The sequence below is a fragment of the Streptomyces swartbergensis genome (genome assembly GCF_002148965.1).
Lineage (GTDB): Bacteria > Actinomycetota > Actinomycetes > Streptomycetales > Streptomycetaceae > Streptomyces > Streptomyces swartbergensis.
The window spans coordinates 1-23,632 of record NZ_NGFN01000104.1 but is presented as its reverse complement, the minus strand read 5'-3'; the positions used below and the strand labels follow the sequence as shown (position 1 = coordinate 23,632).

At 71.2% G+C, this 23,632-nt stretch carries 23 protein-coding genes and 1 pseudogene; 12 read left to right on the top strand and 12 right to left on the bottom strand.

Annotated features, from left to right (window positions below):
- Positions 1-118: 118 nt before the first annotated feature.
- Together CA983_RS18385 and CA983_RS18380 are read left to right on the top strand one after the other, a co-directional pair.
- Positions 119-748 (top strand): NmrA family NAD(P)-binding protein, encoded by a 630-nt coding sequence (locus CA983_RS18385; protein ID WP_244206979.1) that lies wholly within the window; start codon positions 119-121, stop codon positions 746-748.
- A gap of 73 nt (positions 749-821) precedes the next feature.
- A complete protein-coding gene (locus tag CA983_RS18380) occupies positions 822-1,289 on the top strand; it encodes a MarR family winged helix-turn-helix transcriptional regulator (RefSeq protein WP_086601991.1) in 468 nt (155 codons plus the stop codon).
- A gap of 145 nt (positions 1,290-1,434) precedes the next feature.
- On the opposite strand, the gene CA983_RS18375 is transcribed toward CA983_RS18380, so the two are convergent.
- Complete coding sequence (locus CA983_RS18375; RefSeq protein WP_086601990.1) at positions 1,435-1,923, bottom strand: carboxymuconolactone decarboxylase family protein; 489 nt, start codon at positions 1,921-1,923, stop codon at positions 1,435-1,437.
- Between the two features lie 117 nt (positions 1,924-2,040).
- Here CA983_RS18375 and CA983_RS18370 point away from each other — a divergent pair, with 117 nt between their 5' ends.
- Both CA983_RS18370 and CA983_RS47180 read left to right on the top strand, forming a co-directional pair.
- Positions 2,041-3,030 carry a pirin family protein gene (locus tag CA983_RS18370; RefSeq protein WP_086601992.1) on the top strand — a complete coding sequence of 330 codons (990 nt, stop codon included), beginning with the start codon at positions 2,041-2,043 and terminating at the stop codon, positions 3,028-3,030.
- A 20-nt stretch (positions 3,031-3,050) separates the two neighbouring features.
- The gene (locus CA983_RS47180) at positions 3,051-3,287 is read left to right on the top strand and encodes a hypothetical protein (RefSeq protein ID WP_086601989.1); all 237 of its coding nucleotides are present in this window, start codon (positions 3,051-3,053) and stop codon (positions 3,285-3,287) included.
- A 54-nt stretch (positions 3,288-3,341) separates the two neighbouring features.
- Here CA983_RS47180 and CA983_RS18360 read toward each other — a convergent pair whose 3' ends face one another.
- Positions 3,342-4,193, bottom strand: a complete 852-nt coding sequence (locus CA983_RS18360) for an SDR family oxidoreductase (protein WP_086601988.1) — start codon at positions 4,191-4,193, stop codon at positions 3,342-3,344.
- Between the two features lie 99 nt (positions 4,194-4,292).
- Here CA983_RS18360 and CA983_RS18355 point away from each other — a divergent pair, with 99 nt between their 5' ends.
- Positions 4,293-4,868, top strand: coding sequence for a TetR/AcrR family transcriptional regulator (locus CA983_RS18355; protein WP_086601987.1), 576 nt, complete (start codon positions 4,293-4,295; stop codon positions 4,866-4,868).
- Positions 4,869-4,978: 110 nt separating this feature from the next.
- The gene (locus CA983_RS46240; protein WP_158101869.1) at positions 4,979-5,116 is read left to right on the top strand and encodes a hypothetical protein; all 138 of its coding nucleotides are present in this window, start codon (positions 4,979-4,981) and stop codon (positions 5,114-5,116) included.
- A gap of 46 nt (positions 5,117-5,162) precedes the next feature.
- On the opposite strand, the gene CA983_RS45850 is transcribed toward CA983_RS46240, so the two are convergent.
- Both CA983_RS45850 and CA983_RS18350 read right to left on the bottom strand, forming a co-directional pair.
- The gene (locus CA983_RS45850; RefSeq protein WP_143645508.1) at positions 5,163-5,345 is read right to left on the bottom strand and encodes a hypothetical protein; all 183 of its coding nucleotides are present in this window, start codon (positions 5,343-5,345) and stop codon (positions 5,163-5,165) included.
- Positions 5,336-7,885: an AMP-binding protein gene (locus CA983_RS18350; protein ID WP_244206978.1), complete on the bottom strand. Its 2,550-nt coding sequence runs from the start codon at positions 7,883-7,885 to the stop codon at positions 5,336-5,338. Before CA983_RS18350 ends, CA983_RS45850 begins: the two co-directional genes overlap by 10 nt.
- Before the next feature lie 387 nt (positions 7,886-8,272).
- Here CA983_RS18350 and CA983_RS18345 point away from each other — a divergent pair, with 387 nt between their 5' ends.
- From CA983_RS18345 to CA983_RS18320, 6 genes and pseudogenes are all read left to right on the top strand, one after another.
- Positions 8,273-9,319 (top strand): iron ABC transporter substrate-binding protein, encoded by a 1,047-nt coding sequence (locus tag CA983_RS18345; RefSeq protein WP_086601985.1) that lies wholly within the window; start codon positions 8,273-8,275, stop codon positions 9,317-9,319.
- Positions 9,320-9,373: 54 nt separating this feature from the next.
- Complete coding sequence (locus CA983_RS18340; RefSeq protein WP_086601984.1) at positions 9,374-10,903, top strand: ABC transporter permease; 1,530 nt, start codon at positions 9,374-9,376, stop codon at positions 10,901-10,903.
- On the top strand, positions 10,900-11,943 hold the full coding sequence (locus tag CA983_RS18335; protein WP_086601983.1) for an ABC transporter ATP-binding protein: 1,044 nt from the start codon (positions 10,900-10,902) through the stop codon (positions 11,941-11,943). The genes CA983_RS18340 and CA983_RS18335 overlap by 4 nt, the downstream gene beginning before the upstream one ends.
- Before the next feature lie 255 nt (positions 11,944-12,198).
- Entirely contained in the window at positions 12,199-13,008 is an 810-nt protein-coding gene (gene nshR / locus CA983_RS18330; RefSeq protein ID WP_086601982.1) for an NshR/TsnR family 23S rRNA methyltransferase, read from the top strand.
- 219 nt (positions 13,009-13,227) lie between these two features.
- Positions 13,228-13,767: a hypothetical protein gene (locus CA983_RS18325; RefSeq protein ID WP_086601981.1), complete on the top strand. Its 540-nt coding sequence runs from the start codon at positions 13,228-13,230 to the stop codon at positions 13,765-13,767.
- Positions 13,768-13,887: 120 nt separating this feature from the next.
- Positions 13,888-14,241, top strand: a pseudogene (locus tag CA983_RS18320) (beta-galactosidase); the annotation flags it as partial.
- Between the two features lie 126 nt (positions 14,242-14,367).
- Here the strand turns inward: CA983_RS18320 and CA983_RS47175 are convergent.
- The 8 genes from CA983_RS47175 to CA983_RS18275 form a co-directional block, all read right to left on the bottom strand.
- Entirely contained in the window at positions 14,368-15,012 is a 645-nt protein-coding gene (locus CA983_RS47175; RefSeq protein WP_086601980.1) for a four-helix bundle copper-binding protein, read from the bottom strand.
- 187 nt (positions 15,013-15,199) lie between these two features.
- A complete protein-coding gene (locus CA983_RS18310; RefSeq protein ID WP_086601979.1) occupies positions 15,200-16,057 on the bottom strand; it encodes an MBL fold metallo-hydrolase in 858 nt (285 codons plus the stop codon).
- 342 nt (positions 16,058-16,399) lie between these two features.
- The gene (locus CA983_RS18300; protein WP_086601978.1) at positions 16,400-17,611 is read right to left on the bottom strand and encodes an NAD(P)/FAD-dependent oxidoreductase; all 1,212 of its coding nucleotides are present in this window, start codon (positions 17,609-17,611) and stop codon (positions 16,400-16,402) included.
- Between the two features lie 103 nt (positions 17,612-17,714).
- Positions 17,715-18,659, bottom strand: a complete 945-nt coding sequence (gene sigJ / locus CA983_RS18295; RefSeq protein ID WP_086601977.1) for an RNA polymerase sigma factor SigJ — start codon at positions 18,657-18,659, stop codon at positions 17,715-17,717.
- Positions 18,660-18,707: 48 nt separating this feature from the next.
- Positions 18,708-19,712: a TAXI family TRAP transporter solute-binding subunit gene (locus CA983_RS18290; RefSeq protein WP_086601976.1), complete on the bottom strand. Its 1,005-nt coding sequence runs from the start codon at positions 19,710-19,712 to the stop codon at positions 18,708-18,710.
- Positions 19,709-21,100, bottom strand: coding sequence for a sensor histidine kinase (locus CA983_RS18285; RefSeq protein ID WP_086601975.1), 1,392 nt, complete (start codon positions 21,098-21,100; stop codon positions 19,709-19,711). Before CA983_RS18285 ends, CA983_RS18290 begins: the two co-directional genes overlap by 4 nt.
- 26 nt (positions 21,101-21,126) lie before the next feature.
- The gene (locus CA983_RS18280; protein WP_086601974.1) at positions 21,127-21,786 is read right to left on the bottom strand and encodes a response regulator transcription factor; all 660 of its coding nucleotides are present in this window, start codon (positions 21,784-21,786) and stop codon (positions 21,127-21,129) included.
- A gap of 21 nt (positions 21,787-21,807) precedes the next feature.
- On the bottom strand, positions 21,808-23,157 hold the full coding sequence (locus tag CA983_RS18275; RefSeq protein ID WP_086601973.1) for an MFS transporter: 1,350 nt from the start codon (positions 23,155-23,157) through the stop codon (positions 21,808-21,810).
- Positions 23,158-23,632 lie beyond the last annotated feature (475 nt).

Here is a 23,632-nt window from a genome sequence, read left to right as displayed (position 1 = left end):
CCTCAAGGTCGGATGGACCGATCACATCGGCTGACCCGGCACCCGGGCCCCGGCGCGCAGGTCGCGCCGGGGCCCGTACCCACGCCTTCCCACAGGTTGACGCATCAACTGTCTCGGTGTGAGGATTGCGGTTGATGCGTCAACTGACTCCTCCCGCGATCTGCTGTCGCTGGAGGACGGCCGGATGCCCGTCCTCCAGGGGAAGTACAACGTGCCCCACTTCGACGCCAAGGGCGAGGGCAACCAACTGTTCACGGAAGCCGGGGTGCCGACCACCTTCCTGAACACCACCTTCTTCTTCCAGGGCTTCCTGCAGGCGCTGGCCCCCCGACGCGGCGAGGACGGCGTGCTGACGCTGACCTTGCCGCTGGAAGACGGCAAACTCCTGGCGGGGGTGGACGTGGCGGACATCGGCCGGACGGCCTTCGCCCTCCTCAGGGGCGGCGAGCGGTACATCGGCCGGACCGTCGGCCTGGCCGGCGACCACCTCACGGGTACCCGGTACGCGGAGAAGCTGGGCGCCGCGATCGGCGAGCCGGTGCGCTTCCAGTCCGTGCCCTACGACGTCTTCCGTTCGCTCGAGATCCCGGCGGCCGAGGAGATCGGCAACATGTTCCAGTACTACGGCGACTTCGACCGGGAGTTCACCGGCGCCCGCGACCTGAACCGGCTGCGGGAGCTGAACCCGGCGCTCAGGAGCTTCGATGCCTGGCTGGCCGAGAACGGCTCGCAGTTCCAGGTGGACTGAATGGGCCCGGCCGGCCCGTGGGCGGCGGCTCGTCGCAGTTCGATGAGATGTCAACCATGTTTACACTTTCCCCATGGGTGAGACGGTGCGGTGGCTGACGCCGGAAGAACAGCACGCGTGGCGGAGTTTTGTCCGTTTGCACGAGAAGCTCTGGGGCCGCTTGTCGCGGTTGATCCAGGCGGAGTCGAAGCTGTCGGCTGCCGACTTCGCTGTGCTGGTCAATCTGACGGATGTCCCGGAGGGGCGGCAGCGCTATCAGGATCTGGCCCGTGCGCTGGAGTGGGAGAAGAGCAGGATGTCCCATCACATCGCCCGGATGGCCGGGCGGGGGCTCGTCGTGCGGGAGGAGTGCCCCGACGACGGCCGCGGCGCCTTCGTGGTGATCACGGAGGCGGGGCGCGCGGCGATCGAGGCCGCTGCCCCGCTCCATGTCGAGGCGGTGCGGGAACTGTTCCTCGACCATGTCACGCCGGCGGAACTGCGGGTGCTGGCCGACATCTCCGAGCGCGTCGTGCGCAAGCTGGACGAGAGTGTGTCCTGACCGAGCGGGACGCCCGACGGGGGAGGCGTGATGCCTGGCTCGGGAGTACCGCGCAGGCCGAGTACGGGCCACCGGCGGCCGGCCGTCACCGCTCGACGGTCACTGAGTGCCTCCGCCCGTCACCGCTCGGCCGATCACGCAGTGCCTACGCCTCGCGGGGCGCCGGCACCGGATGCTTGCTCATGATCGAGACCTGGTTGAACGCGTTGATGGTGATCGCCACCCAGGCCGCGGCGGAGATCTGGTCGTCGGTGAGGACCTGCCGCGCGGCTTCGTAGGCGGAGGCCTGCGCCTCGGCGTTCGCCGGGTCGATCGTCGCCTCGGCGAGTGCGAGCGCCGCGCGCTCCGTGCGGGTGAACAGGTCGGTGTCCTGCCAGGCCGTCAGCACTCCCAGCCGCTGAGCGGACTCACCCCCGCGCAGGGCCGCCTTGGTGTGCAGATCCAGGCAGTAGGCGCAGCCGTTGATCTGTGACACCCGGAGGTTGATCAACTCCACGGTCGTGCGGTCGACTCCCGCCTCGGCGGCCACGGTGCGGACCGCCTCCGACGTCTGCCGGAGGGCGTGAAAGGCCTTGGGGCTCTGCTTGTCCAGGAAGATCCTCCGCGGCGCGGATCCGGGCGGCGGATTGCTCACTGTGGGGCTCCTTCAGGGGTTCGAGGCCGGTCCGCACGTCGGATGCGTATGGCTGTCGGTCTGCTCTCGTGGCATGATAGTTGATGTAACAACTAGAGTGGGTGGAGGGTGGTCGCGGTGAGCAATGTGGAAACCGAGCCTGCGGAGCTGAGGTGCGGAGCCCTGGTCGATGACGGGCGGGCGGCCGGAGCTCCCCGGGTCGAGGTGCTGTCGGCGCGGGAGGTGCCCCTGGGCGGTCCGCGTGCCATGCGCGTGCGGCGGACGCTGCCCCAGCGGAGCCGGACGCTGATCGGTGCCTGGTGCTTCGCGGACCACTACGGCCCGACCGACGTCCCCACGGCCGGCGGCATGGACGTCGCGCCGCATCCGCACACCGGGCTCCAGACGGTGAGCTGGCTGTTCAGCGGGGAGGTCGAGCACCGCGACAGCCTGGGCACCGTCGCGCTGATCCGGCCCGGCGAGATGAACCTCATGACGGGCGGGTACGGGATCGCCCATTCGGAGGTCTCCACGCCGAGCACCACCGTCCTCCACGGCGTCCAGCTGTGGGTGGCGCTGCCCGAGGAGCACCGGAACGCCGACCGGGACTTCCAGCACCACGTTCCCGAACCCGTGCGGACCGACGGGGCCGAGATCCGGGTCTTCCTGGGCTCGCTCGCCGGCAGCGTGTCCCCGGTGCGGACCTTCACACCCCTGGTCGGCGCCGAGATCACCCTCGACCCGCATGCCGTGCTCACCCTCGCCGTCGACACCGCCTTCGAGCACGGCCTGCTCGTGGACAGCGGGGACGTCCGCCTGACCGACACCGTGCTGCGCCCGGCCGAACTCGGCTATGTCCCCTGTGGCGCCGACGCCCTGACGGTGGTGAACGAGTCGGACAGCCCGGCCCGGGTGATCCTTCTCGGTGGTCCCCCCTTCGAGGAGGAGATCGTCATGTGGTGGAACTTCATCGGCCGCAGCCACCAGGACATCGTCAGGGCCCGGGACGACTGGGAGGCGTCCTCGGACCGGTTCGGCGCCGTCGAGGGCTATCCGGGGGGCCGTCTTCCCGCACCGGCCCTGCCGAACGCCGTCATCACCCCGCGCAGGAACCCCCCGCGCCGCTGACCTCCCGCGAAGGGCACATCATGACCGAGTCTTTCTCCCCTTCCTCCCCTTCCTCCTCCCTCTCTTCCGCCGCTCCGGTGGTCGAGCGGGTGGACGCCCGTCACCGGTACGAGATCCTGGTCGACGGCCGGCGTGCCGGTCTGACGGCCTACCGCGACCGCGGTGAGCAATGGGTCTTCTTCCATACGGAGTTCGCCGACATCGCCGACCCCGTGACGGCCGACGTCCTGCGGTGGCTGGAGACGGAACTGGACTGACGGGAAGGCGGCGGGCCGGCAGGCCTGCCTTTCTTGTCGTGTCGGTGGGTCGAGTCAGCGGTTGAAGGCGACAGATGCCGCAAGGTCCTTTTGGGTTTCGAGTGCGGTGAGACGTTCGGTGAGTGCGGTGTGGATGGCGTCGTAGGTGTCGGAACCGAGAGCGAGGCGCAGGGGCGGGTTGGGGTGGCGGGTGGTGTCGTAGACGGCGGCGGCGAGCTTGGCCGGGTCGCCGGTGAAGACGCTGTCGTCGGCGGTCTCCAGGTAACGCCTCGTCCGCCCGACGGCGTTGTGGCGGTAGGCGGCCGTCTCGGTGGTGTAGCGCAGGGCCGATGCGAAGCCGGTGCGGGTGGCGCCGGGCTCGACCAGAGTGAGGTGGATGTTGAAGTCGGAGACTTCGCGGCTGACGCTCTCGGTGAAGCCTTCCAGCCCCCACTTGCCCGCGTGATAGGAGCTGTGTGTGGGGGCGCCGATCTGGCCGCCCATGCTGGAGATCTGGATGATCCGGCCTCCGCCCTGCTCACGCATCGGCTTCAGGAAGGCCCGAGTGATCAGCATCGGAGCGAGCAGGAGGACCTCGATCTGGTCGCGGACCTGTTCGACGGTCATCTCCTCGGCGGCGCCCACGACTGCGTATCCGGCGTTGTTGACCACGATGTCCACCGGTCCGGACCGGAGAGTCCTGCCGACCACCTCGTCGACGTCGGCAGGCCGGGTGAGATCGAGGATCTCGACGGTCAGCCGGTCGCCGTACGTCTCGCGCAGGTCTTCCAGAGCTGCGGGGCGACGGACCGTGGCCGTGACGCGGTCGCCACGCCGAAGGGCGTGCTCGGTGAGGTGCCGGCCCAGGCCGCCGGAGGCTCCGGTGACGAACCAGTGGCGTACGGCCCTGTCGGAGGGGGTGGGCATGGGAGTCTCCCGGAGTAGAGTGTTACCGGAATGCGTTCCGGTTAGTTAAACGGAACGCATTCCGGAATGCAATCGGAGAGAGGCACCGAAGGGACCCGCATGCCCGCCGCCCCCCGCCGGACCAGGAGCGATGCGCTGCAGAATCGGGCACGTCTGCTGGAGGTCGCCGCTCAGGTCTTCGCCGAGCAGGGGCTGGACACCGCGCCGGCCGCCATCGCCAAGCAGGCGGGCGTCGGTGTCGGCACGCTCTACCGGCACTTCCCGACCCGAGAAGCCCTCATCGACGCCGCCTACCGGCACCAGCTCACCCGCGTGTGCGAGAAGGCAGCCGACCTGCTCGCCCGGCACCCGGCCGCCGAGGCCACCCGGATGTGGATGGAGCACTTCATCGACTACGCCACGGCCAAGAGCGGTATGTCCGCAGCACTCAACGCGGTCATCGCCTCCGGAGTCGACCCGTACGCCGACAGCCGTGCACTGCTCACCGACGCCGTCGCCTCTCTCCTCGAGGCCGGCGGCCGGGACGGCAGCCTGCGAACCGACGTCACCTCCGACGAGGTCCTGCTCCTCATGGGGGGCATCGCCTATTCCGTGCAGCACGGCACCGAAGAGCAGGCCCGTCGACTCGTCGACCTCCTCATGGACGCGCTGACCAAGGACGCGACCGCAAGCTGAACCCGTTCTCGAGCTGACCGCCGCGCCGTCGGCCGCTGTCGGCGGTCGACGTCAGGGGGCCTTCCGACGTGGCGCGGTCCTCCGGCGGACCTGTAACCGACGATCTGCCGGTGGGAGCCCTGGCTGGCGCGCTGATCGCCTCCACGGTGGCAGTGGCCGTGCTGGTCATCGCCTGCAAGCCCCTGATGCGGCTGAAGGGCGACGCGTTCACCTCGGTCTTCCAGGGCAGCATCCGGCCAGGTGTGTGACCACCTCGACTCCGCCCCCGGCGAGCCGGACCCGGCGCGGATCGGCTCACTCCTCCGGCAGACGGCTCCGTCCGGGCGGGGCCTGGGCGAGTTCGAGTGCGGCCTCGCGGCGGTCGTGCGCGGTGCCCTTGAAGAGGTAGCCGTCGGCGGCGATCAGGACGGTGGGTTCGAGCCGGGCGGGGGCGTCGGTGTACGACTGCGGCCGGCGAACGGCTGCGGTCACAGCCACCGGACCCTCCGCGTCACCCGGGTCACGACCGCCGCGTAGCCGATGCCGACGGCGAGGGAGGCGAACAGGGCGGTGAGCGGGAAGTCCTCCTGGAGGTAGGGGTAGACCTGGTAGTGCGTCAGGTAGATGTAGAGGGAACCGCTCGCCAGGACGCCGGCGAGTGCGTTGAGCGGGCTGAGGCTGGGCAGGGCCGGTACCCAGATCAGCAGCGCCAGGCCGGCGATCACGAGGGTCGTGCGCAGGGGCTGGTCCTGGAACAGGCCGGGCAGGGTGAGCAGCAGCAACGCCGTCAGCAGCACGCGTCGACGTACGGTTTCGGCCCGCGCCGCCGCCCACCCCAGGGTGAACAGCCAGAAGACCACCGTGGGGCTCAGCTGCGGACGCGCGGACGCCAGGCCCAGCAGGTCGTAGCGGCCGATCAGGCCGACGGCCGTGAGCGCCAGCGGCACGCCGAACGTGTACCGCCGCTCCAGCCGGTCCAGCAGCGGCACGGCCATGAGGGCGGCGAGGACGACGAGGAAGTAGACCAAAGCCTCCACGAACCAGTAGGCCCAGTCGAACCGGTCGTTCCCCTGGTCGAGCAGGCTGTTGAGCAGCACCGCGTTGGCCGGGTCGTAGAAGTCGGTCAGGAGCACCGCGCCGGTGATCCACACCATGCTCGGTACCGCGATGCGGGCGATGCTGCGCCCCATGTGCCGCAGACGTTCGCGGCGTTCGGTGCCGGTCAGCTGGAAGCGGGCGAAGTTGTACCCGGCGACACAGATGAGGATGTGGGCGAAGCCCTTGATCTCGAAGACCTGGACGTGCGAGCCGACGATGAGGACGATCCCGACGGCGCGCAGGGCGATGCCGGTCTCCAGAGTGCGGCGGGTCCGCCAGGACTCCGGGGTGGTCCAGGAGCGCAGCGCCCCGCGCAGTCCCGGCGCCGGGCGGGCCCGTCGCGGCTCGGGCCGCTCCTTCTGCCCTTCCGTTCGCTCCGATGCGGGTGCCGCCATGGCCCGCAGCTCGCGGATCGTTCTCCTGTGCCAGTCGGTGGGCAGGCGGCCCAGGGAATCCTCAAGGCGCAGCGACATCTCGACGTAGGACAGTGAGTCACCGCCCAGGCTGACGAAGCTGCTGTCTTCGGTGACGTCGGCGTGGTCGAGGATCTCCGCGTAGAGATCGAGGAGATCCTGGCCGGGGCCGGGTGGTGCCTCCTGGGCGGGGCGCGTCAACCGCCGTACCGCCTCGTAGTCGGGCTTGCCCGTGGCCAGGTGGGGGAGTCGGTCGAGGACGCGGACCCGTACCGCGCGAGGCGGGATCCCGCACTCCTCCGCGACCAGCCGCCGGATCCGTGCCTGTTCCTCGGCATGCCCGAGCGCGGCCACCGCGAGCGCCTCCCCGTCGCCCGCGCAGTACGCGGTGATCCCGTGCTCCTCCAGCAGCGACTCGACGCGCTGCGGGTCGATCCGCAGCCCCAGGATCTTCGCGAAGCGGCTACGGCGGCCCACGATCTCGTACAGCCCGTCGGGCGCGCGCCGGGCCAGGTCCCCGGTGTGCAGTTCCTCCACGGTCCGGCCGAGGGCGAGGTCGGCCGGGCTCTCGGCGTAACCGAGCATCACGTTCGGTCCCGAGTAGAGCAGTTCGCCGACGTCCGGACCGTGGCCGTCGGTCGGCAGCAGCCGGAACGAGCCGCCGGGTATCGGTACGCCGACGGCCTCGGGGCGCTCCGCGGCGAGCTGCGGCGGGAGGTAGGCCATGCGGGCCGTGGCCTCGGTCTGGCCGTACATCACGAACAGCTGCCAGCCCGAGCGGCGCCCCGACTCGGCGTACCTGGCGACGCGTTCGGGGGCGAGCCGGCCCCCTGCCTGGGTGACGCGGCGCAGGTGCGGCAGCTCCATGTCCTCGAAGCCGATCCGGTCGAGCAGGTCGAAGGTGTACGGCACGCCCGCCAGCGAGGTGCCGCGCCCGGCGCGGAACTCGTCCCAGAAGGCCGCCTCGGACACCGACCGCTCGGTGAGGATCAGCCCGGCGCCGCGCAGCAGATGGCTGTGGATGACGGACAGGCCGTAGCAGTAGTGCATGGGCAGCGTGGTGGCCGCCCGGTCGGTGTCGTCGATGCCGAGGTACGTGGCGATGGACTCGGCGTTGGCCTGGAGGTTCTCGTGGGAGAGCCGCACCAGCTTGGGCGAGCCGGTGGAGCCGGAGGTGCTCAGCAGCAGGGCGAGGTCCGGGTGGAGGGTGTGGACGCCGGTGCGGTGTCTTTCGGCGAGGGTCCATGTCCCATCGGCCTCCGGGCGGGCCACGACGTCGGGCGCGTACGCCTCGGTCAGCGAGCGGATCGTGCTCTCGCTGTCACCGGGGACGAGCAGGACGGGGTGTCCGGCGGACAGGGCGGCCAGATACGTGACGAGCGCGTCGACGCGGTTGGCCCCGGCCAGCAGCACCAACCGCCGCACGGATCCGAGGCGTTCGGCGGTGTCGGCCACCCGCCCGGCCAGCTCGCGGTACGACAGCTCTCCCTCCCGCGTGATGAGCGCGACCCGGTCGCCGTACGCCACGAGTCCGCGCGCGAACGGCRCGCCGTTCGGCCATGGCGGTGAGACCGAAGGCACCGAAGGCCCCGAAGGCACCGGAGGCCCCGAAGGAACCGGAGGCGAGACCGGGACGGCGGGCAGCCGCAGCGCGCCTCGTGCGGGGGGAGCCGGAACGGAGGAGAGCGCGGGGGGCGAGGCCGGGAGGGTTTTGGAGGGGTGAAGCACGGGGCGCGCCCTTTCCGCGGCAATGTCCGCTCAGCACGGAGCCCTTGACGTTTAGGTTAGCTTTACCTTATTCATAACAGGGTCATAATCAAGCCACAGCGAAGCCACAGGATCACTTCGTCTCCCGCTCCCCACCCGAGGTGACCGGCGGCGTACAGGCGAGTCCTGCAGGAAGGCACACACACCATGCGACGCCCCTCGGTTCGCCGGATGACCGCACTGGTCACGGCCACTGTGCTGCTCCCCGCCCTCGCGGCGTGCGGCTCCGGCGACAAGGACAGCGGGGGCGAGGGCGACGCCTCCTCCCTCGTCATCTACTCCGGCCGCAACGAGAAGCTCGTCAAGCCACTTCTGGACAAGCTGGAGAAGGCCGTCGGCGCCGAGGTCGAGGTGCGGTACGGCGACAGCGCGGAGCTCGCCGCCCAGATCCTGGAGGAGGGCGACCGCACCAAGGCCGGGCTGTTCTTCTCCCAGGACGCCGGAGCTCTGGGCGCCCTGTCCAAGGAGGGCATGCTGCGGAAGCTGCCTTCGGCCACCCTCGACCAGGTCGACGAGGCGTACCGCGGCTCCGGCGGTGACTGGGTCGGCCTCTCGGGACGCGTCCGTGTCATCGCGTACAACCCGGACCAGGTCGGCGAGGACGAGGTTCCGGACAGTGTCTTCGACGTCGTCAAGCCGGAGTGGAAGGGCAAGGTCGGTTTCGCGCCGACCAACGCCTCCTTCCAGGCCTTCGTCACCGGTATGCGCGTCCTGAAGGGCGACGACGCCACCCGCGAGTGGCTCCAGGAGCTCAAGGCGAACGGCGCCAGGACGTACGCCCACAACCTCGCCACCCTGGACGCCGTCGAAGCCGGCGAGGTCTCCCTCGGCCTGGTCAACCACTACTACTGGTACGAGCGCGTCGCCGAGAAGGGCGAGGACAAGGTCAACTCCAAGCTGCACTTCCTGCCCGGCGAGGACCCCGGCGCGCTCGTCAACGTCGCAGGCGCGGGAATCCTCAAGGAGAGCGGACAGAGCGAGACCGCCCAGAAGGCCGTGGACTACCTGCTGTCGAAGGAGGCGCAGACCTACTTCGCGGACAGGACGAAGGAGTACCCGCTGGCCGCGGGCGTCACCAGCAGCGTGGAGGAGCTGCCCGCGTTCGAGTCGCTCGAGTCCCCCGACATCGACCTCGGCAAGCTGGCATCCCTCCAGGAGACGCTGGCCATGCTCCAGGACGTCGGACTGGTCTGACCCGCCGTGCCCACCTCGCCGTCCACGTCCCGACGGACGCGTACGCCCTCCCGTATGCCGCGAAGAGCGCGTACGGCCGGCCGCAGGCCACCCCTGGTCCTGCTCGTCCCCGCCTGCGTGGCCGCCCTCTTCGCCCTGCTGCCCCTGGGCTACCTCGCCGTCCGCGCCCTGGAACGCGGCCCGGCCTTCGCCTGGGACGTCGTCTCCGACGAACGCACCCTGGAACTCCTCGGCCGCAGCCTGGGCCTGACCGTCGTGGTCGTGGCGGCCTGCCTCGTCCTGGGGATCTCGCTGGCCTGGCTGACCGTGCGCACCGCACTGCCCGGAGCCCGCGCCTGGTCGGTGCTGGCCACGCTGCCGCTGGCCGTGCCCAGCTATGTGGCCGCGTTCGCCTGGCTGTCGGCCGAGCCGGACCTCGCCGGGTTCGGCGGCGCCGCCCTCGCGCTGACACTGGTCAGCTTCCCGTACGTCCATCTGCCGGTCGCCGCCGCCCTGCGGGGCATCGACCCGGCGCAGGAGGAGGTGGCGCGCTCCCTGGGGCACGGACCGCTGCGGACGTTCGTCAGGGTCACGCTCCCGCAGCTGCGACCGGCGGCCGCGGGCGGAGCGCTGCTCGTCGCGCTGTACGTGCTCTCCGACTTCGGCGCGGTGTCCCTGATGCGGTACGACACCTTCACCCGGGCCATCCACACCTCGTACCGCGCCTCCTTCGACCGGACCCCTGCCGCCGCCCTCAGCGTCGTGCTGGTCGTGATGACCGTCGTCCTGGTGGCCGCCGAGGCCCGCACGCGAGGACGCGCCGGGCACGCCAGGACCGGAACGGGCACCGCCCGCCCGGCTCTCCCGGTCACCCTCGGCCGGTGGCGTCCGCTCGCCCTGCTGTGGTGCGGGGCGGTGGCGGCCGTGGCCGTCGCCTTCCCGCTGGGCACCCTCGGGTACTGGCTGGCCGTCGGCAGCTCGGCCGGCCGGGACCTCGGCGGGCTCGCGGAGACGGCCTGGGCGACGTTCGCAGTCGCGGCGGCGGGCGCCGGCCTCACCACCGTCCTCGCCCTGCCGGTCGGGGTGATCGCCGCCCGGCACCGGGGCCGCGGCGCCCGTCTGCTGGAACAGGCGGCGTACGCGGGGCACGCGCTGCCCGGCATCACGGTCGCGCTCGCCCTGGTGTTCTTCGCCGTGCGCTACGCCTACCCGCTGTACCAGCAACTCCCGCTGCTCATCTGTGCCTACGCCGTGCTGTTCCTGCCGGTGGCGGTGGCCGCCACCCGCGCGGCCGTCCTCCAGGCGCAGCCCGTCCTGGAGGACGTGGCCCGCTCACTCGGGCGACGGCCGTGGCAGGTGCTGCGCGAGGTCACCGTGCCGTTGGCCGCCCCCGGTGTGGCCGCCGGGGCCGCGCTCACCTTCGTGGTCTGCATGAAGGAACTGCCGGCGACCCTGCTGTTGCGTCCCACCGGCATGGACACACTCGCCACCCGGCTGTGGACCGAGACCGGCGCCGGCTCCTTCGCGGCCGCCGCCCCGTACGCAGCCGCGCTGATCCTGCTGGCCGCCGTCCCCTCGTACCTCCTAGGCAGGCACCGGACATGAACGAACTGCATGTCGAAGGGCTCACCAAGTCCTACGAAGAGGGGGAGTTGATCCTGCGAGGACTCGAACTCATCGTCCCCTCAGGCACGTTGGCGGCGGTCCTCGGCCCCTCCGGCTGCGGCAAGACCACCATGCTGCGGATCGTCGCCGGGTTCCTGCGCGCCGACACCGGCACCGTCCGGCTGGGGGGCCGCCTGCTGAACGGGCCCGGCGTCCACGTCCCGCCGGAGCGCCGCCGCATCGGCATCGTGCCCCAGGAGGGCGCCCTCTTCCCGCACTTGAGCGTGGCCCGCAACGTCGCCTTCGGCCTGACCGGTGCCGACCGCTGCGAACGGCGGCGCACCAAGGACGAGATGCTCGAACTGGTCGGCCTCACCGGATATGGCGACCGCATGCCCCACGAGCTGTCCGGCGGCCAGCAACAGCGCGTCGCCCTGGCCCGCGCGCTCGCCCCACGACCTCAACTCGTCCTGCTCGACGAGCCGTTCAACGCCCTCGACAGCGCACTGCGGGCGGGAGTACGGGCGGACGTACGCTCCGCGCTGCGGGCGACCGGCGCCACGGCCGTGCTCGTCACCCACGACCAGCAGGAGGCCCTGTCCACCGCCGACCTCGTCGCCGTCGTACGGGACGGCCGGGTCGCCCAGTGCGCCACTCCGCAGGACCTCTACCGGCGCCCGGCGGATCCCTGGATCGCCGGCTTCGTAGGCGACGCCGTCCTGCTCCCCGGCACCGTCGGCGCCGACAACACCGCCCGGACCGCCCTGGGCACGGTGACCCTCGCCGCCCCGCCCGGCGGCCTCCGCGCCGGCACGGTCCTGCTCCGTCCGGAACAACTCCGCCTCACCGACGAGGACTCCGTCGGCGTGGTCCGAGGGACGGTCACCGACGTCTCGTACTACGGCCACGACGCCATGGTCACCGTGGCTGTCGACGGCCACGACACACCCATCGGCATCCGTGTGGCGGGCCCGATTCGGGTCCGCCCCGGGGAGGAGACGGGCGTCCGCGTCGAGGGCGAGGCGGGCTTCCACCCGTAGGCGATCCTGCGAGTACGACACCAGCAGATTGGCTCGGCGCAGCCCAGAAATGTATGATCAGGGCGAATACCTCATGCGCGGGGATCGACCGCGCGGGCCTCGGACGGGGAAGAACGGGGAGCCTTGCCAGCTAGCGACGACTTCCCCTTGCGTTTGTGATTGCCCGGTCAGGGCAGCCATCCGCCATCGTCACGCAGGGCGTCGCACCCCAGGAATCGCGTCACGTCACTGAACACAGCAGCCGGTAGGACGACCATGACTGAGTTGGACACCATCGCAAATCCGTCCGATCCCGCGGTGCAGCGGATCATCGATGTCACCAAGCCTTCGCGATCCAGCATAAAGACGACGTTGATCGAGGACGTCGAGCCCCTCATGCACAGCATCGCGGCCGGGGTGGAGTTCATCGAGGTCTACGGCAGCGACAGCAGTCCTTTTCCAACTGAGTTGCTGGATGAGTGCAGGCGGCAGAACATACCGGTCCGCCTCATCGACTCCTCGATCGTCAACCAGTTGTTCAAGGGGGAGCGGAAGGCCAAGACGTTCGGCATCGCCCGCCTCCCCCGCCCGGCCAGGTTCAGCGATATCGCAAGCCGGAGCGGGGACGTCGTCGTTCTCGACGGGGTGAAGATCGTCGGGAACATCGGCGCGATAGTACGAACGTCGCTCGCGCTCGGAGTGTCGGGGATCATCCTGGTCGACAGTGATATCACCAGCATCGCGGACCGGCGTCTGCAAAGGGCCAGCCGAGGTTACGTCTTCTCCCTTCCCGTCGTTCTCTCCGGCCGCGAGGAGGCCATCGCCTTCATTCGGGACAGCGGTATGCCACTGATGACGCTCAAGGCGGACGGCGATATTTCCGTGAAGGAACTCGGGAACAATCCGGACCGGCTGGCCTTGCTGTTCGGCAGCGAAAAGGGCGGGCCCTCCGACCTGTTCGAGGAAGCGTCTTCCGCCTCGGTTTCCATCCCCATGATGAGCCAGACCGAGTCTCTCAACGTGTCCGTTTCCCTCGGAATCGCGCTCCACGAGAGGATCGACAGGAATCTCGCGGCCAACCGATAAACGCCTCTGTACGTTCACGCCGTCCCAGGGGCCTTTCTCGGCGTGGTGAACCGGGATCCGACCGGCCGAATGCCTCCGGTGCTCAGCGCGGGGGCGGACGTACCGGCTTCCCCCGCACGGTGAGGGAAGACGAGTCCGGGGAAACCGGGAGGGAAGAAGGGGAACAGCCAGGAGGAAGCAGGTGCGGGCATGCACCAGGCGGCACGACGACGTCGGCCCTTGACGAGAGTCACCACAGTCGCCACGGCCGGACACGTCTTCTTCGAACTGGCCGCGGGAGTCGGGATGCCCTTCGCGTCCTTTCTCGGCCCCGTCCCCGCGGCGACCGCGTGGGCCATCGGTACGGGAACGGCCTGGCATGCGGCGGGCAACCGGCCGGCCGCCTACGATCGCGCGTTCACCGTGCTCAACAGCGTCAGCCTCGCCGCGGTGACCGCCCACCTGACGGGCTGGCCGCACAGGCGGACCCGGCTGGGGATCCCGTGGCTCACGGACTGCGAGGGACTCGGTCCACGGCTCATGCCGTACTACAACCCGATCCTGTATCTCTCCTGTGCCGCGGCCGTCGCCGCCCTGATCCTGGAGAACGACTCCGCTCCCCGGCGCCTGCCGCTGCTGGCCCTTCCGCTCGTTCCTCTCCTCGCCGCCGCCCAGCATGCGGAACACCGCCGGCTGAGGGCGATCGCGGTTGCACGTCCCGCGTGGTGGAACCGCCGTCTCGCTGAACGCGCCCGGGAATCCTGTGCGGCAACGTTGTAGTCTCCCCGCGTCCGCCGTCCGCCGTCCGCCGTCCGCCGTCCGCTAAGAAGACCCGTTTCATGGGGGATGTCCGCCTCAAGGACGTGGCAGAGCACGCGGGCGTGTCGATCAAGCAAACCCTTCTCGCTCCCCTATCGGGGTCAGCCCTACTTCATCAGCGAGTTCGGCGGCATCTGGTGGGACCCGGACGCCGCTGACGCCACGGGTGACGACAACACCGCCTCCTGGGGCTACGGGGAACGCCCGCGCACCGAGGAGGAGTGGCAGCGGCGCTTCGCCGGCCTGGTCGGCGTCCTGCTGGACGACCCCGGCATGTTCGGCTACTGCTACACCCAGCTCACCGACGTCTTCCAGGAGCAGAACGGCGTCTACCGCTTCGACCGCACCGACAAGCTCGACGTCGACCGCGTCAGGGCCGCCCAGCAGCGACCGGCCGTTATCGAGACGCGACCGGGGCGTGACCGGTCCCAGTAGGGGCGTCCGCGTGATCCTGAGATGTCGCCCGGGCACCGCAGGCCCGGGCGGCAGGGCGGCCCACGTCCGGACGCCCCTGCTGAGCTCGGCGCCCGACGCTGGAGCCTCCTCCTCGAACTCGCGCGCTTACGAGCCGCGCTTGCCGCTGAGCGCGTCGATCAGTTCGGCCTTGCGCATGTCGTGAACCCCGCTGAGTCCCTTCTCGCGGGCCTTCTCGCGCAGCTCCTCCACGCTCATCTCGCGCAGTCGCTCCTCGGACACGTCCGTCTGCTCCGGCGCCTGAGCTCCGCCGCTCATGGACGCTCCGGCAGGGGTCGTGGCACTGGGCGGTGAGGTGGGGTACTCCCTTCCCGCCTCGCTCGAGCCCATCTGCTCGACCAGCCGGCCGAGCAGCCGTTCCGTCTCGCGGCAGGCCCTCGCGGACAGCTCGAAGTACGGGGTGCCCTTGAACTCCTCGGCGGCGTCCGCGCTCGCGCGCAGGACGGTGCGCGTCGCGTCGATGATCGCCATGGTCGTGGGCGCGTCGTAGCCCGTCTGCCGGGCCAGGATCCGGGCGGCGACCGTGCACAGGTCGGCGCAGTCGTTGTCGAGCCGCACGCACTTGATGGACAGCACGATCTTTTCCGGGTCCTGCTCGGCGGCGGCCGCGTCGGCGCAGGTGAGACAGACACCCGCGCACTCGTACAGCTTGTCGACCGCCTCGCCCAGCAATTTGGGCGGCATTCCGGTCTCGGCGGGGTAGGCATCGAGCAGTTTCTCGACCAACGACATGGGGCCCTCCGTTGCATGGCGGGTGACGGCCGGAGATGTCCGGCCAGACGGGGTTCGTCCGACTTCTCACGCTCCCACCCGGATCGGACCCCTGCCACCTGGGTCTCACCCCGTCACTGCGGTCGCCGAGGGCGCGTGCACACATCCGGTGGCACTTATGTGGCGCTTTCCGGAAGTGGGGAGTCGATCAGAGGACCGTGGGCGTCGCCCCCGGGGCGGTGGTGAGCCGGGCACGCTGTCCGTGGCGGCAGTGGACGAGCCGGTCGCCGAGCCCGGCGGCGTCGATCTCGGCGAGGAACGCGGAGAGCGGCGAGCGCATCACCGTGTAGTCCTCGTAGTGGACGGGCAGGATCAGCCGCGGGGCGAGGCGCCGGGCCAGTTCCGCTCCCTGTGCGCCGTCCATGGTCACCACAAAGCCGCCGGGGAGGCGGGTACCGCCCAAGTGGAGGACGGCCAGGTCGGCGGACGGGAAACGCCGGGCGATCTCGTCGAGACCGTCGTACACCAGTGTGTCGCCCGAGACGTACAGGCGCAGCCGAGCCGGTCCGCGCACGGGACCGAACTCCAGCATGCTGCCCATGACCGGCGGCAGCAGACCGCGGAGCACGCGCCGGCCGGCGTGCCGGCCCGGCAGCGCCGTGACCCGGACCTGTACGCCGCCGCGCTGGAGGGTGAGCCCCTGCCAGGTGCGGAGGCCCGCCGTGCCGTGAAAGCCGTGCACCGTCCGCAGGCGGCGCGCGGCATGCGGAGTGGTCAGGACCGGCACTGTGCGGTCCAGGTGCCGACGAGCCCGGCGGTCCCAGTGGTCCCCGTGCAGATGCGACAGGACGACGGCGTCGAGGCGGGGGAGCTCCGGGATGTCGACAGCCGGCTCGGTCAGGCGGCGGCTCAGCAGCCCGTACCCGAGGTAGGCGTACTGCCCCCGGTGCAGGAAATTGGGATCCGTGAGCAGGGTGAGCTCTCCGTAGCGCAACAGAACGGTGGCGTTGCCGATGAAGTGGATGTCGACAGCGCTGTCAGCGGTTTCCCCGGTGATCCGCGCCATGGCCGTCCTCTCTCGGTTCCTCCCAGAGGACGGAGTACCCCTGACGGGAGTGATCACTATGGGGAGCGCCCCCGCCAACAGCATCAGGGCCCCTGGGTCCGACGGCTCCGACAGCGCGTCAGCGCATCTACGGGTACCTCGCCGCCGCCGTACTTCCGCTGTACGTCCTCCACCAGCCGATCGTCGTCGCCGTCGCCTACTTCGTGGGTACGCGGTACTGGTGACGATCTCCCTCGCCCTGACGCTTGCGGTGTACGAGCTGTTGGTGCGCAGGGCGAGGGTGACGCGTTTCCTGTTCGGGATGCGGGGCTGAGGGAAGGACCGGGATGGCCGCCGTGCGAGTCAGGCCGCTGTCCCGGCCGGCGAGCCCGCGCGGGCCGGCTGCCGTACGACGTGGCGGCGGCGGGTCGGCAGGCCGAGCGTCGGGTTGGCGACGCCCCAGGCCGCGCTCTTGCAGATCAGTTCCTTGTAGACGGCGGCGAGCCGGCCCGTCAGGGCCGCCCGGACGGCGCGGTCGTCGGCGGTGACGTACTGGATCAGCCCTTCCCTGCGGCCCAGCGAGATGCACTGGTTGAAGTAGCGCAGCGGCGCGTTCGGGAGCTTCCCGCCGGTCAGGCGGGCCGCGATGGCGTCGGCGGCCTGCCATGCCATGGGGGTGCCGGAGGCGCACGACATCCGCAGCGGCTTGTCGCCGGGGCCCATGGCCAGGGCCGCGTCTCCGATGGCGTACACGTCCGGGTGCGAGACCGAGCGCATGGTCCCGTCGACCACGATCCGGCCGGTGTCGGTGACGTCCAGGGTGGTGGCCTTCACGATCGGGTGGACGGCGAAGCCGGTGGTCCACACGGTGACCGCGGCCGGGATCGTCCCGCCGTCGGCGGTGGTGACGTGGTCGGCCTCGACGCCGGTGACGGAGGCGTGCTCGTGGACGGTGATGGCGAGCTTGCCGAAGACCTTCCGCAGATGCCGGCGGCCCTTGGGCGAGAGCCAGTCGCCGAGCTCGCCGCGGGCGGCGAGGGCGACGTCGAGGTCCGTGCGGACCTCGGCGATCTCGGTCGCGGCCTCCAGGCCGGTCAGTCCGCCGCCGACCACGACGACGGACTCTCCGGCGTCCAGGCGGGCCAGGCGCTCGCGCAGCCGCAGTGCGCCGGGGCGGCCGGCGATCTGGTGGGCGTGCTCGGCGGCGCCGGGGACGCCCTTGTCGTTCCAGCCGCTCCCGAGGGCGTACACGAGGGTGTCGTACTCCAGCTCCTCGGTCTCCGGCGCCGCGGAGCCGTTCGCGTCGACTACGGCGACGGTCCTGCGGTCGACGTCGACGCCGGTGACCTTCGCGAGCTTCAGTTCGACGCCGGTGCCCGCGAACATCTCGCTGAGGGGTCGGGGCTCGAGATCCTGGCCGGCCGCGAGCTGGTGCATCCGGACGCGCTCGACGAAGTCGGGTTCGGCGTTGACGAGGGTGATGGCGACGTCTTCACGGCGCAGCCGCCTGGCGAGGCGGCCGGCGGCGATGGCTCCGGTGTATCCGGCTCCGAGGACGACGATGCGGTGCTGCATTTCCGGGCTCCTGTCTTGAGCGGGACTCGCACCCTGAACCGGGCAGCCCGCCGTTTCCTGACAGGAACACGGTGTGAAGCACGTCACATCATGGTCGGCGGGATCAGAAGACCCTGAGCAGGGGATCGCCGTGCTCGGTGGCCGCCCACCGCCTGGTCGCGCGTTCGAGCTTGTCGGGATTGACCTGGCTGCGGACAGCGGCGATGCCCTCGGCGGTGACCTCCAGGCACGTGATGCCGATGACACGGCCGTCGAGGACCACGACGAGGGCCGGGTCGCCGTTGGCGATCGTGGCGTAGATGTCCGGTGAGCCGCCGATCAGGGCGCGCTTGGCCTTGCCCGGTTTGAACAGGCCCCGCAGGAACTTCGCGACCGCGAGAGCACCCTCGAACGCCTTGGCGCGCGCCGGGACCTTCCCGCCGCCGTCGCCGACCGAGATGGCGTCCTGGGTGAGCAGCCGCACGAGCGGCTCGGTCCGGCCACTGGTGGCGGCCGCCAGGAACTCGTCGACGATCCGCCGGGCGGCGGCCTCGTCGACCTCGGTGCGGGCCTTGCCGTCCGCGACGTGCTTCTTGGCGCGGTGAAGGATCTGCTGGCTGGCGGCCTCGGTGATGTCGAGGATCGCGGCGATCTCCCGGTGCGGGTAGTCGAACGCCTCCCGCAGGACGTACACCGCCCGCTCGTTCGGGGAAAGACGCTCCAGCAGGGCGAGGACCGCGTACGAGACGGATTCCCGCTGTTCGGCGGTGTCGGCCGGGCCCAGCATGGGGTCCCCGGCGAGGACCGGCTCGGGGAGCCACTGGCCCACATAGGTCTCTCGCCGCGCGCGGGCCGAGGTGAGCTGGTTGAGGCACAGGTTGGTGAGCACCTTCGTCAGCCAGGCCTCGGGGACYTCGATGCGGTCGACGTCGGCGGCCTGCCAGCGCAGGAAGGTCTCCTGCACGGCGTCCTCGGCCTCGCTCGCGGAACCGAGGAGACGGTAGGCGATGGCCTCCAGGCGGGGCCTGGCTGCCTCGAACCGGTCCACGTCGTTCATGGTCAGCGCCATGGCCGGGATCCTAGCCCGCCGCCGCGCGTGTCACCTCAAGAGGGGCTGCTAGCCGTGCAGTTCGCGATAGGCGGCGACCGCCCCCGGATGCAGGGGGACGGCGCCCGTGGAGATCAGGCTGCGGGCGTCGAGGAACTGGGTGCCCAGGGCCGCGGCGGGGACGAGGCGGCCGGCCCGGCGGACCAGGACGTGGGTGAGGGCGGCGGCGACGGGGACAGGGAGGTCGGGGCGGCAGAGCAGGAGGTTGGCGACGCCGATGGTGCGGACTTCGGGGTTCCGCCCGTACGCCCCGGCCGGCACCGTCACCGCCTCCAGACCCGATCCTGCCGGGCCGAGACCGGCGCGCAGCCGGGGCAGCAGGCCGGACAGGGGCAGCAGGCGGATGCCGGGACGGGCGTCGAGCCCGGACAGTACGGGGAGCGGGACGCCCCCCGCGACCAGCAGGGCGTCGATCGCGCCGGCCCGCAGCGCTCGGGCCGCCTGCGGCATCAGCAGATGCCGGACCTGTACGTCGGTGCCGGGGGTCAGGCCCGCGACGCGCAGCAGACGGTCGCCCAGCACGGCACCGCCGGACGCGGGCGCGCCCAGCGAGACGGTGCGGCCCGCCAGGTCGGCCACTGTGTGGATGGGCGCACCGGAGCGCACGGCCAGCTGGACGTAGTTCTCGTAGACCCTGCCGATCGCGCGCAGCGGGACGCGGCGGTCGAACGGCGCGGCGCCGCCGTACGCCGCCCACGCGATGTCCGACAGGGCCGGCGCCACCTCGGCCCGGCGGGCCTGGAGCAGCCGTACGTTGGCCACGCTGCCCTCGCTGCGGACCACCTCGCAGGACAGCCGGGGGTAGGCGGCCGTGACCTGGGCCGCGAGCAGTCGGCCGAAGGCCGCGTAGAACCCGTCGGGTTCGCCGGTCGCGATCCGCAGATCTCCGCTCGGGCCGCTGTCCGCGTGTCGTGCGTCCGCCGCCGCGGAACCCGCGAGCAGGCCGGTGCCCGCCGCGCCGAGGGCGGCGCGCAAGGCGGTGCGGCGGGTCGTGGGGCGGGTGGGGCCGGTCATGCCGTGTGCCCCTTCGGGAGGACGACCCGGACGCGCAGGCCGTGCGGTTCGGCCGCCGTGAACTCGACGTGTCCGGCGTGACCGGCCACCAGTCGCTCGGCGATCGCCAGGCCGAGGCCGCTGCCGCGTACCTCGCGGTGGCGTTCCGAGCGCCAGAAGCGGGTGCCCGCCCGGGGGAGTTCGCCGGTGTCCAGACCCGGTCCGTCGTCCTGTACCTCGAACACCGCGTCCGCGCCCTCGGTGAAGCAGCGTGCCTCCACGCGGGCGCCGCTCCCCGCGTACTTGATCGCGTTGTCGAAGAGGATGTCGGCCACCTGGGCCAGCTCTCCCTCCGGACACGCCATGAGGACGGCCGGGCCGGGGACGAACTCCAGGTGGACTCCGGTCTGTTCGGCCACCGGCTGCCACAGCCGGGCCTGGGCCGCGGCGACCGCCGTCGCGTCGCAGCATGATTCCCGCGCGTCCGTGACGGCCAGTTCGCCGGCGCGGTGCTCGGCGTTCGCCAGGGTGAGCAGGTCGTCGAGGAGGTGCTCCATGCGTTCGAGTTCGGCCGTCACCCCGGTGTAGGTGCGGGTGGCCGAGGTGCGCAGGTGGGGCTGGAGCGAGTCGATGCGCAGTCGCAGGGCGGCCAGGGGGTTGCGCAGTTGGTGCGAGGTGTCGGCGACCAGCCGGCGCTGCTGTTCCAGCGCGGTGGTGATCGCGTCGGCCATGCGGTTGAAGCCGGTGGCCAGCTGGCGCAGCTCCGGCGGGCCGCCGGCCCGCGCGTGCTCGGGCGGCAGGCCGGCGGCCAGCGTGCCGACCGCGCGGTCGAGGCGGTGCAGCGGCCGTACGACCCAGTGCGTGGCCCGGCGGGCGAGCAGCACACAGGCCACGGCGAACAGGCCCGCGCCGGCCAGGACGAGCGCCCAGCGCAGGGCGATGTCCTCCGCGGCGGCCCGCACCGAGACCCGCAGCACCACAGCGCCGGACACCCTGGTGCCCGTGCCCACGGGGCGGGCGAGCAGCCGGTCGGCCCGGGACCAGGGCCGCAGCGTCCCTCCGGGCGAGACGGGCTGGTTGCGCAGCGCCGCGTCGACGAGCCGGGCGACGGCCGGGTCGGTGGCGCGCAGGCCGCCCGTCTGCACCACCGGGGCGCGGCGGGCGTCGACGACCACGACGGCCTCGCCGTACAGCTCGGTGTAGCGGCGCACGTCGGCCGTGAGCGCGCCGGTGTCGTCGCTCTCGGCGGCCTGCTCGGCCAGCCCGGCGAAACGGTCGAGGTCGGCCGTGCGCGTCGCGACGAGCTGCTGGGTGCGCTGCGCGGCGGTGACGGCCAGCAGCGGGACGGCGAAGCCGGCCACGGCCAGGACCGCGAAGGCCAGGACCACGGTGAGGACGCGAGTGCGCATGAACAGGGCCTGCCGTGAGAACCGGCTCAGTCGCCGAAGCGGTAGCCGAAGCCGCGGATGGTGGTCAGCACCCGGGGGCGGCCGAGCTTGGCCCGCACCTGGGTGAGGTGCACGTCGAGCGAGCGGGACACGGCGAGGAAGGCGTCGCCCCACACCTCGTCCATCAGCTGCTGGCGGCTGACCGCCGTGCCGGCCCGGGCCGCCAGCGCGGCGAGGACCTCGAACTCCTTGGTGGTCAGCCGCACTTCCGCGCCCCCGACCAGTACGCGGCGGGCGTCCAGGTCCACCTCGACGTCCCCGGCACGCACCGTGCGCGGCGCCGGAGCCGAGAGCGCCGCGGCCCGCCGGGTGACCGCGTCGATCCGGGCCAGCAACTCGGCCAGCCGGACCGGCTTGACGAGGTAGTCGTCGGCGCCCAGCCGCAGACCGCGCACCACGGACCGTTCGTCGCCCCGCGCGGTGAGCACCACCACCGGCAGGGCGCTGACCGCGCGCAGCTTGCGCAGCACCTCCAGACCGTCCAGGTCGGGCAGGCCGAGGTCGAGCAGCAGCAGGTCCGCCTGACGGTGGCGGGCGAGCACGTCCTCGCCGCGCCGCACCCGGGCAGGCAGGTGGCCGTTGTCGTACAGGGCCTCGGTCAGCGCGCCCGCCACACCGTCGTCGTCCTCGGCCAGCAGCACCCGCACGGTCGCCTCCTTCCCGCCTCGTCAGCCGCGAGACCGGGAATCGTCCTCGTCCAGCGGCGACGCGTCGGAGGTCTCGCGCATCCGAATGTAGACGAGCAGCGAGATCAGGACACAGGCGGTGACGTAGTAGAAGTACCAGTTCTCGTGTCCAGCGTTCTTGAACCAGAGGGCGACGTACTCGGCGGTCCCGCCGAACACGGCCACGGTCAGTGCGTACGGCAGGCCGACGCCGAGCGCCCGGATCGAGGTCGGGAACAGCTCGGCCTTCACCACCGCGCTGATCGAGGTGTACAGGGAGCTGACGGCCAGCGGCACGACCATGAGCAGGAACGCGTACACGGGGTCGCTGGTGTGCGACAGCAGGGTGAGCGAGGGCACCACCACCACGGTGCCCAGCACCCCGAACGCGATCAGCAGGGGACGCCGCCCCACCCGGTCGGAGAGCAGGCCCATGACCGGCTGGAGCACGACGAACACCAGCAGCGCGAAGAAGTTGATCCAGGCCGCCGTCGGCTTGGCGATGCCGCTGGTGTTGACCATGAACTTCTGCAGGTAGGTGGTGTACGTGTAGAAGAACAGCGTGCCGCCCATGGTCAGCCCGACGACGACCAGGCACTGCCGCGGGTAGGACAGCAGCAGCCGCAGGCTGCCGCGGGCCGGGCCGCTGTGCTCCTCCTCGCCTTCCGACGCGGCGCGCTCGAAGCTCTCGGACTCGTCCATGCCGCGCCGCAGCCACAGCACGACCACCGCCCCCGCGGCGCCGACGACGAACGCGATCCGCCAGCCCCAGGCCTCCATCTGCGCGGCGCTGAGCACCTGTTGCAGGACGATCTGCAGGCCGAGCGCCGTCAGCTGGCCGGCGATGAGGGTGACGTACTGGAAGCTGGAGTAGTAGCCGCGACGGCCGGGCGAGGCCACCTCGGACATGTACGTGGCGGAGGTCGAGTACTCACCTCCCACCGAGAGCCCCTGCAGCAGCCGCGCGGCGACCAGTAGTACGGGCGCGGCGACCCCGATCGAGCCGTACGACGGGGTCAGCGCGACGATCAGGGAACCGGCCGCCATGAGCGTCACCGACAGGGTCAGCGCCGCGCGGCGGCCACGGCGGTCGGCGTAGCGGCCCAGGACCCAGCCGCCGATCGGCCGCATCAGGAAACCGACGGCGAACACCGCGGCGGTGTTCAGCAGTTGGGCGGTCTGGTCGCCGGAGGGGAAGAAGACGGAGGCGAAGTAGACGCTGAACGCGGTGTACGCGTACCAGTCGTACCACTCGATCAGGTTGCCGATCGATCCGCGCACGATGTTGCTGACGACCCTGCGTTCGTCGCGGCGCGGCTTCGGCGCACGCTCGGTGGTGGTCGGTGTGGCCATCGGAACTCCCTTGTCTGCGGCCCGGGAGCACACAGAGTCGACGGAGCGAACAGGGCCGCTCAATGCCGGGAGCCAAGTCCTTACAGTCCCTTAGGGCTTCCCCACTCCCGTCATCACAGGTCACAAGGCACGCCTTCACCGTCGGCGCACCCGCGGGCGGTCACCGGTCCGTGGACGCGGCTTCAAATCTTGAGCACAAATTCCACACACACCTCTCTTCAGGAGGGCCCCGATGGTCTAGATTGACCGTGCTTCCCATGCGGGGACACGGGGCGACAAATGATGATCTACAGGGCTGGCGCTACGCACAGCCGGCAGCCGCGTCCCCGGCGCCAGGCATGGGGGTTTCCACGCACCTCGAAAGTCTTGCGGGACATGCGAGTCCGCCGCCGTCGGCGCGGGTCGTTCAAGTAGCGCTGCAGTAGCCGGGATGTCATACGCGGGGCAGGAGCCTCCCGCGGGGAGGAACAGCGCC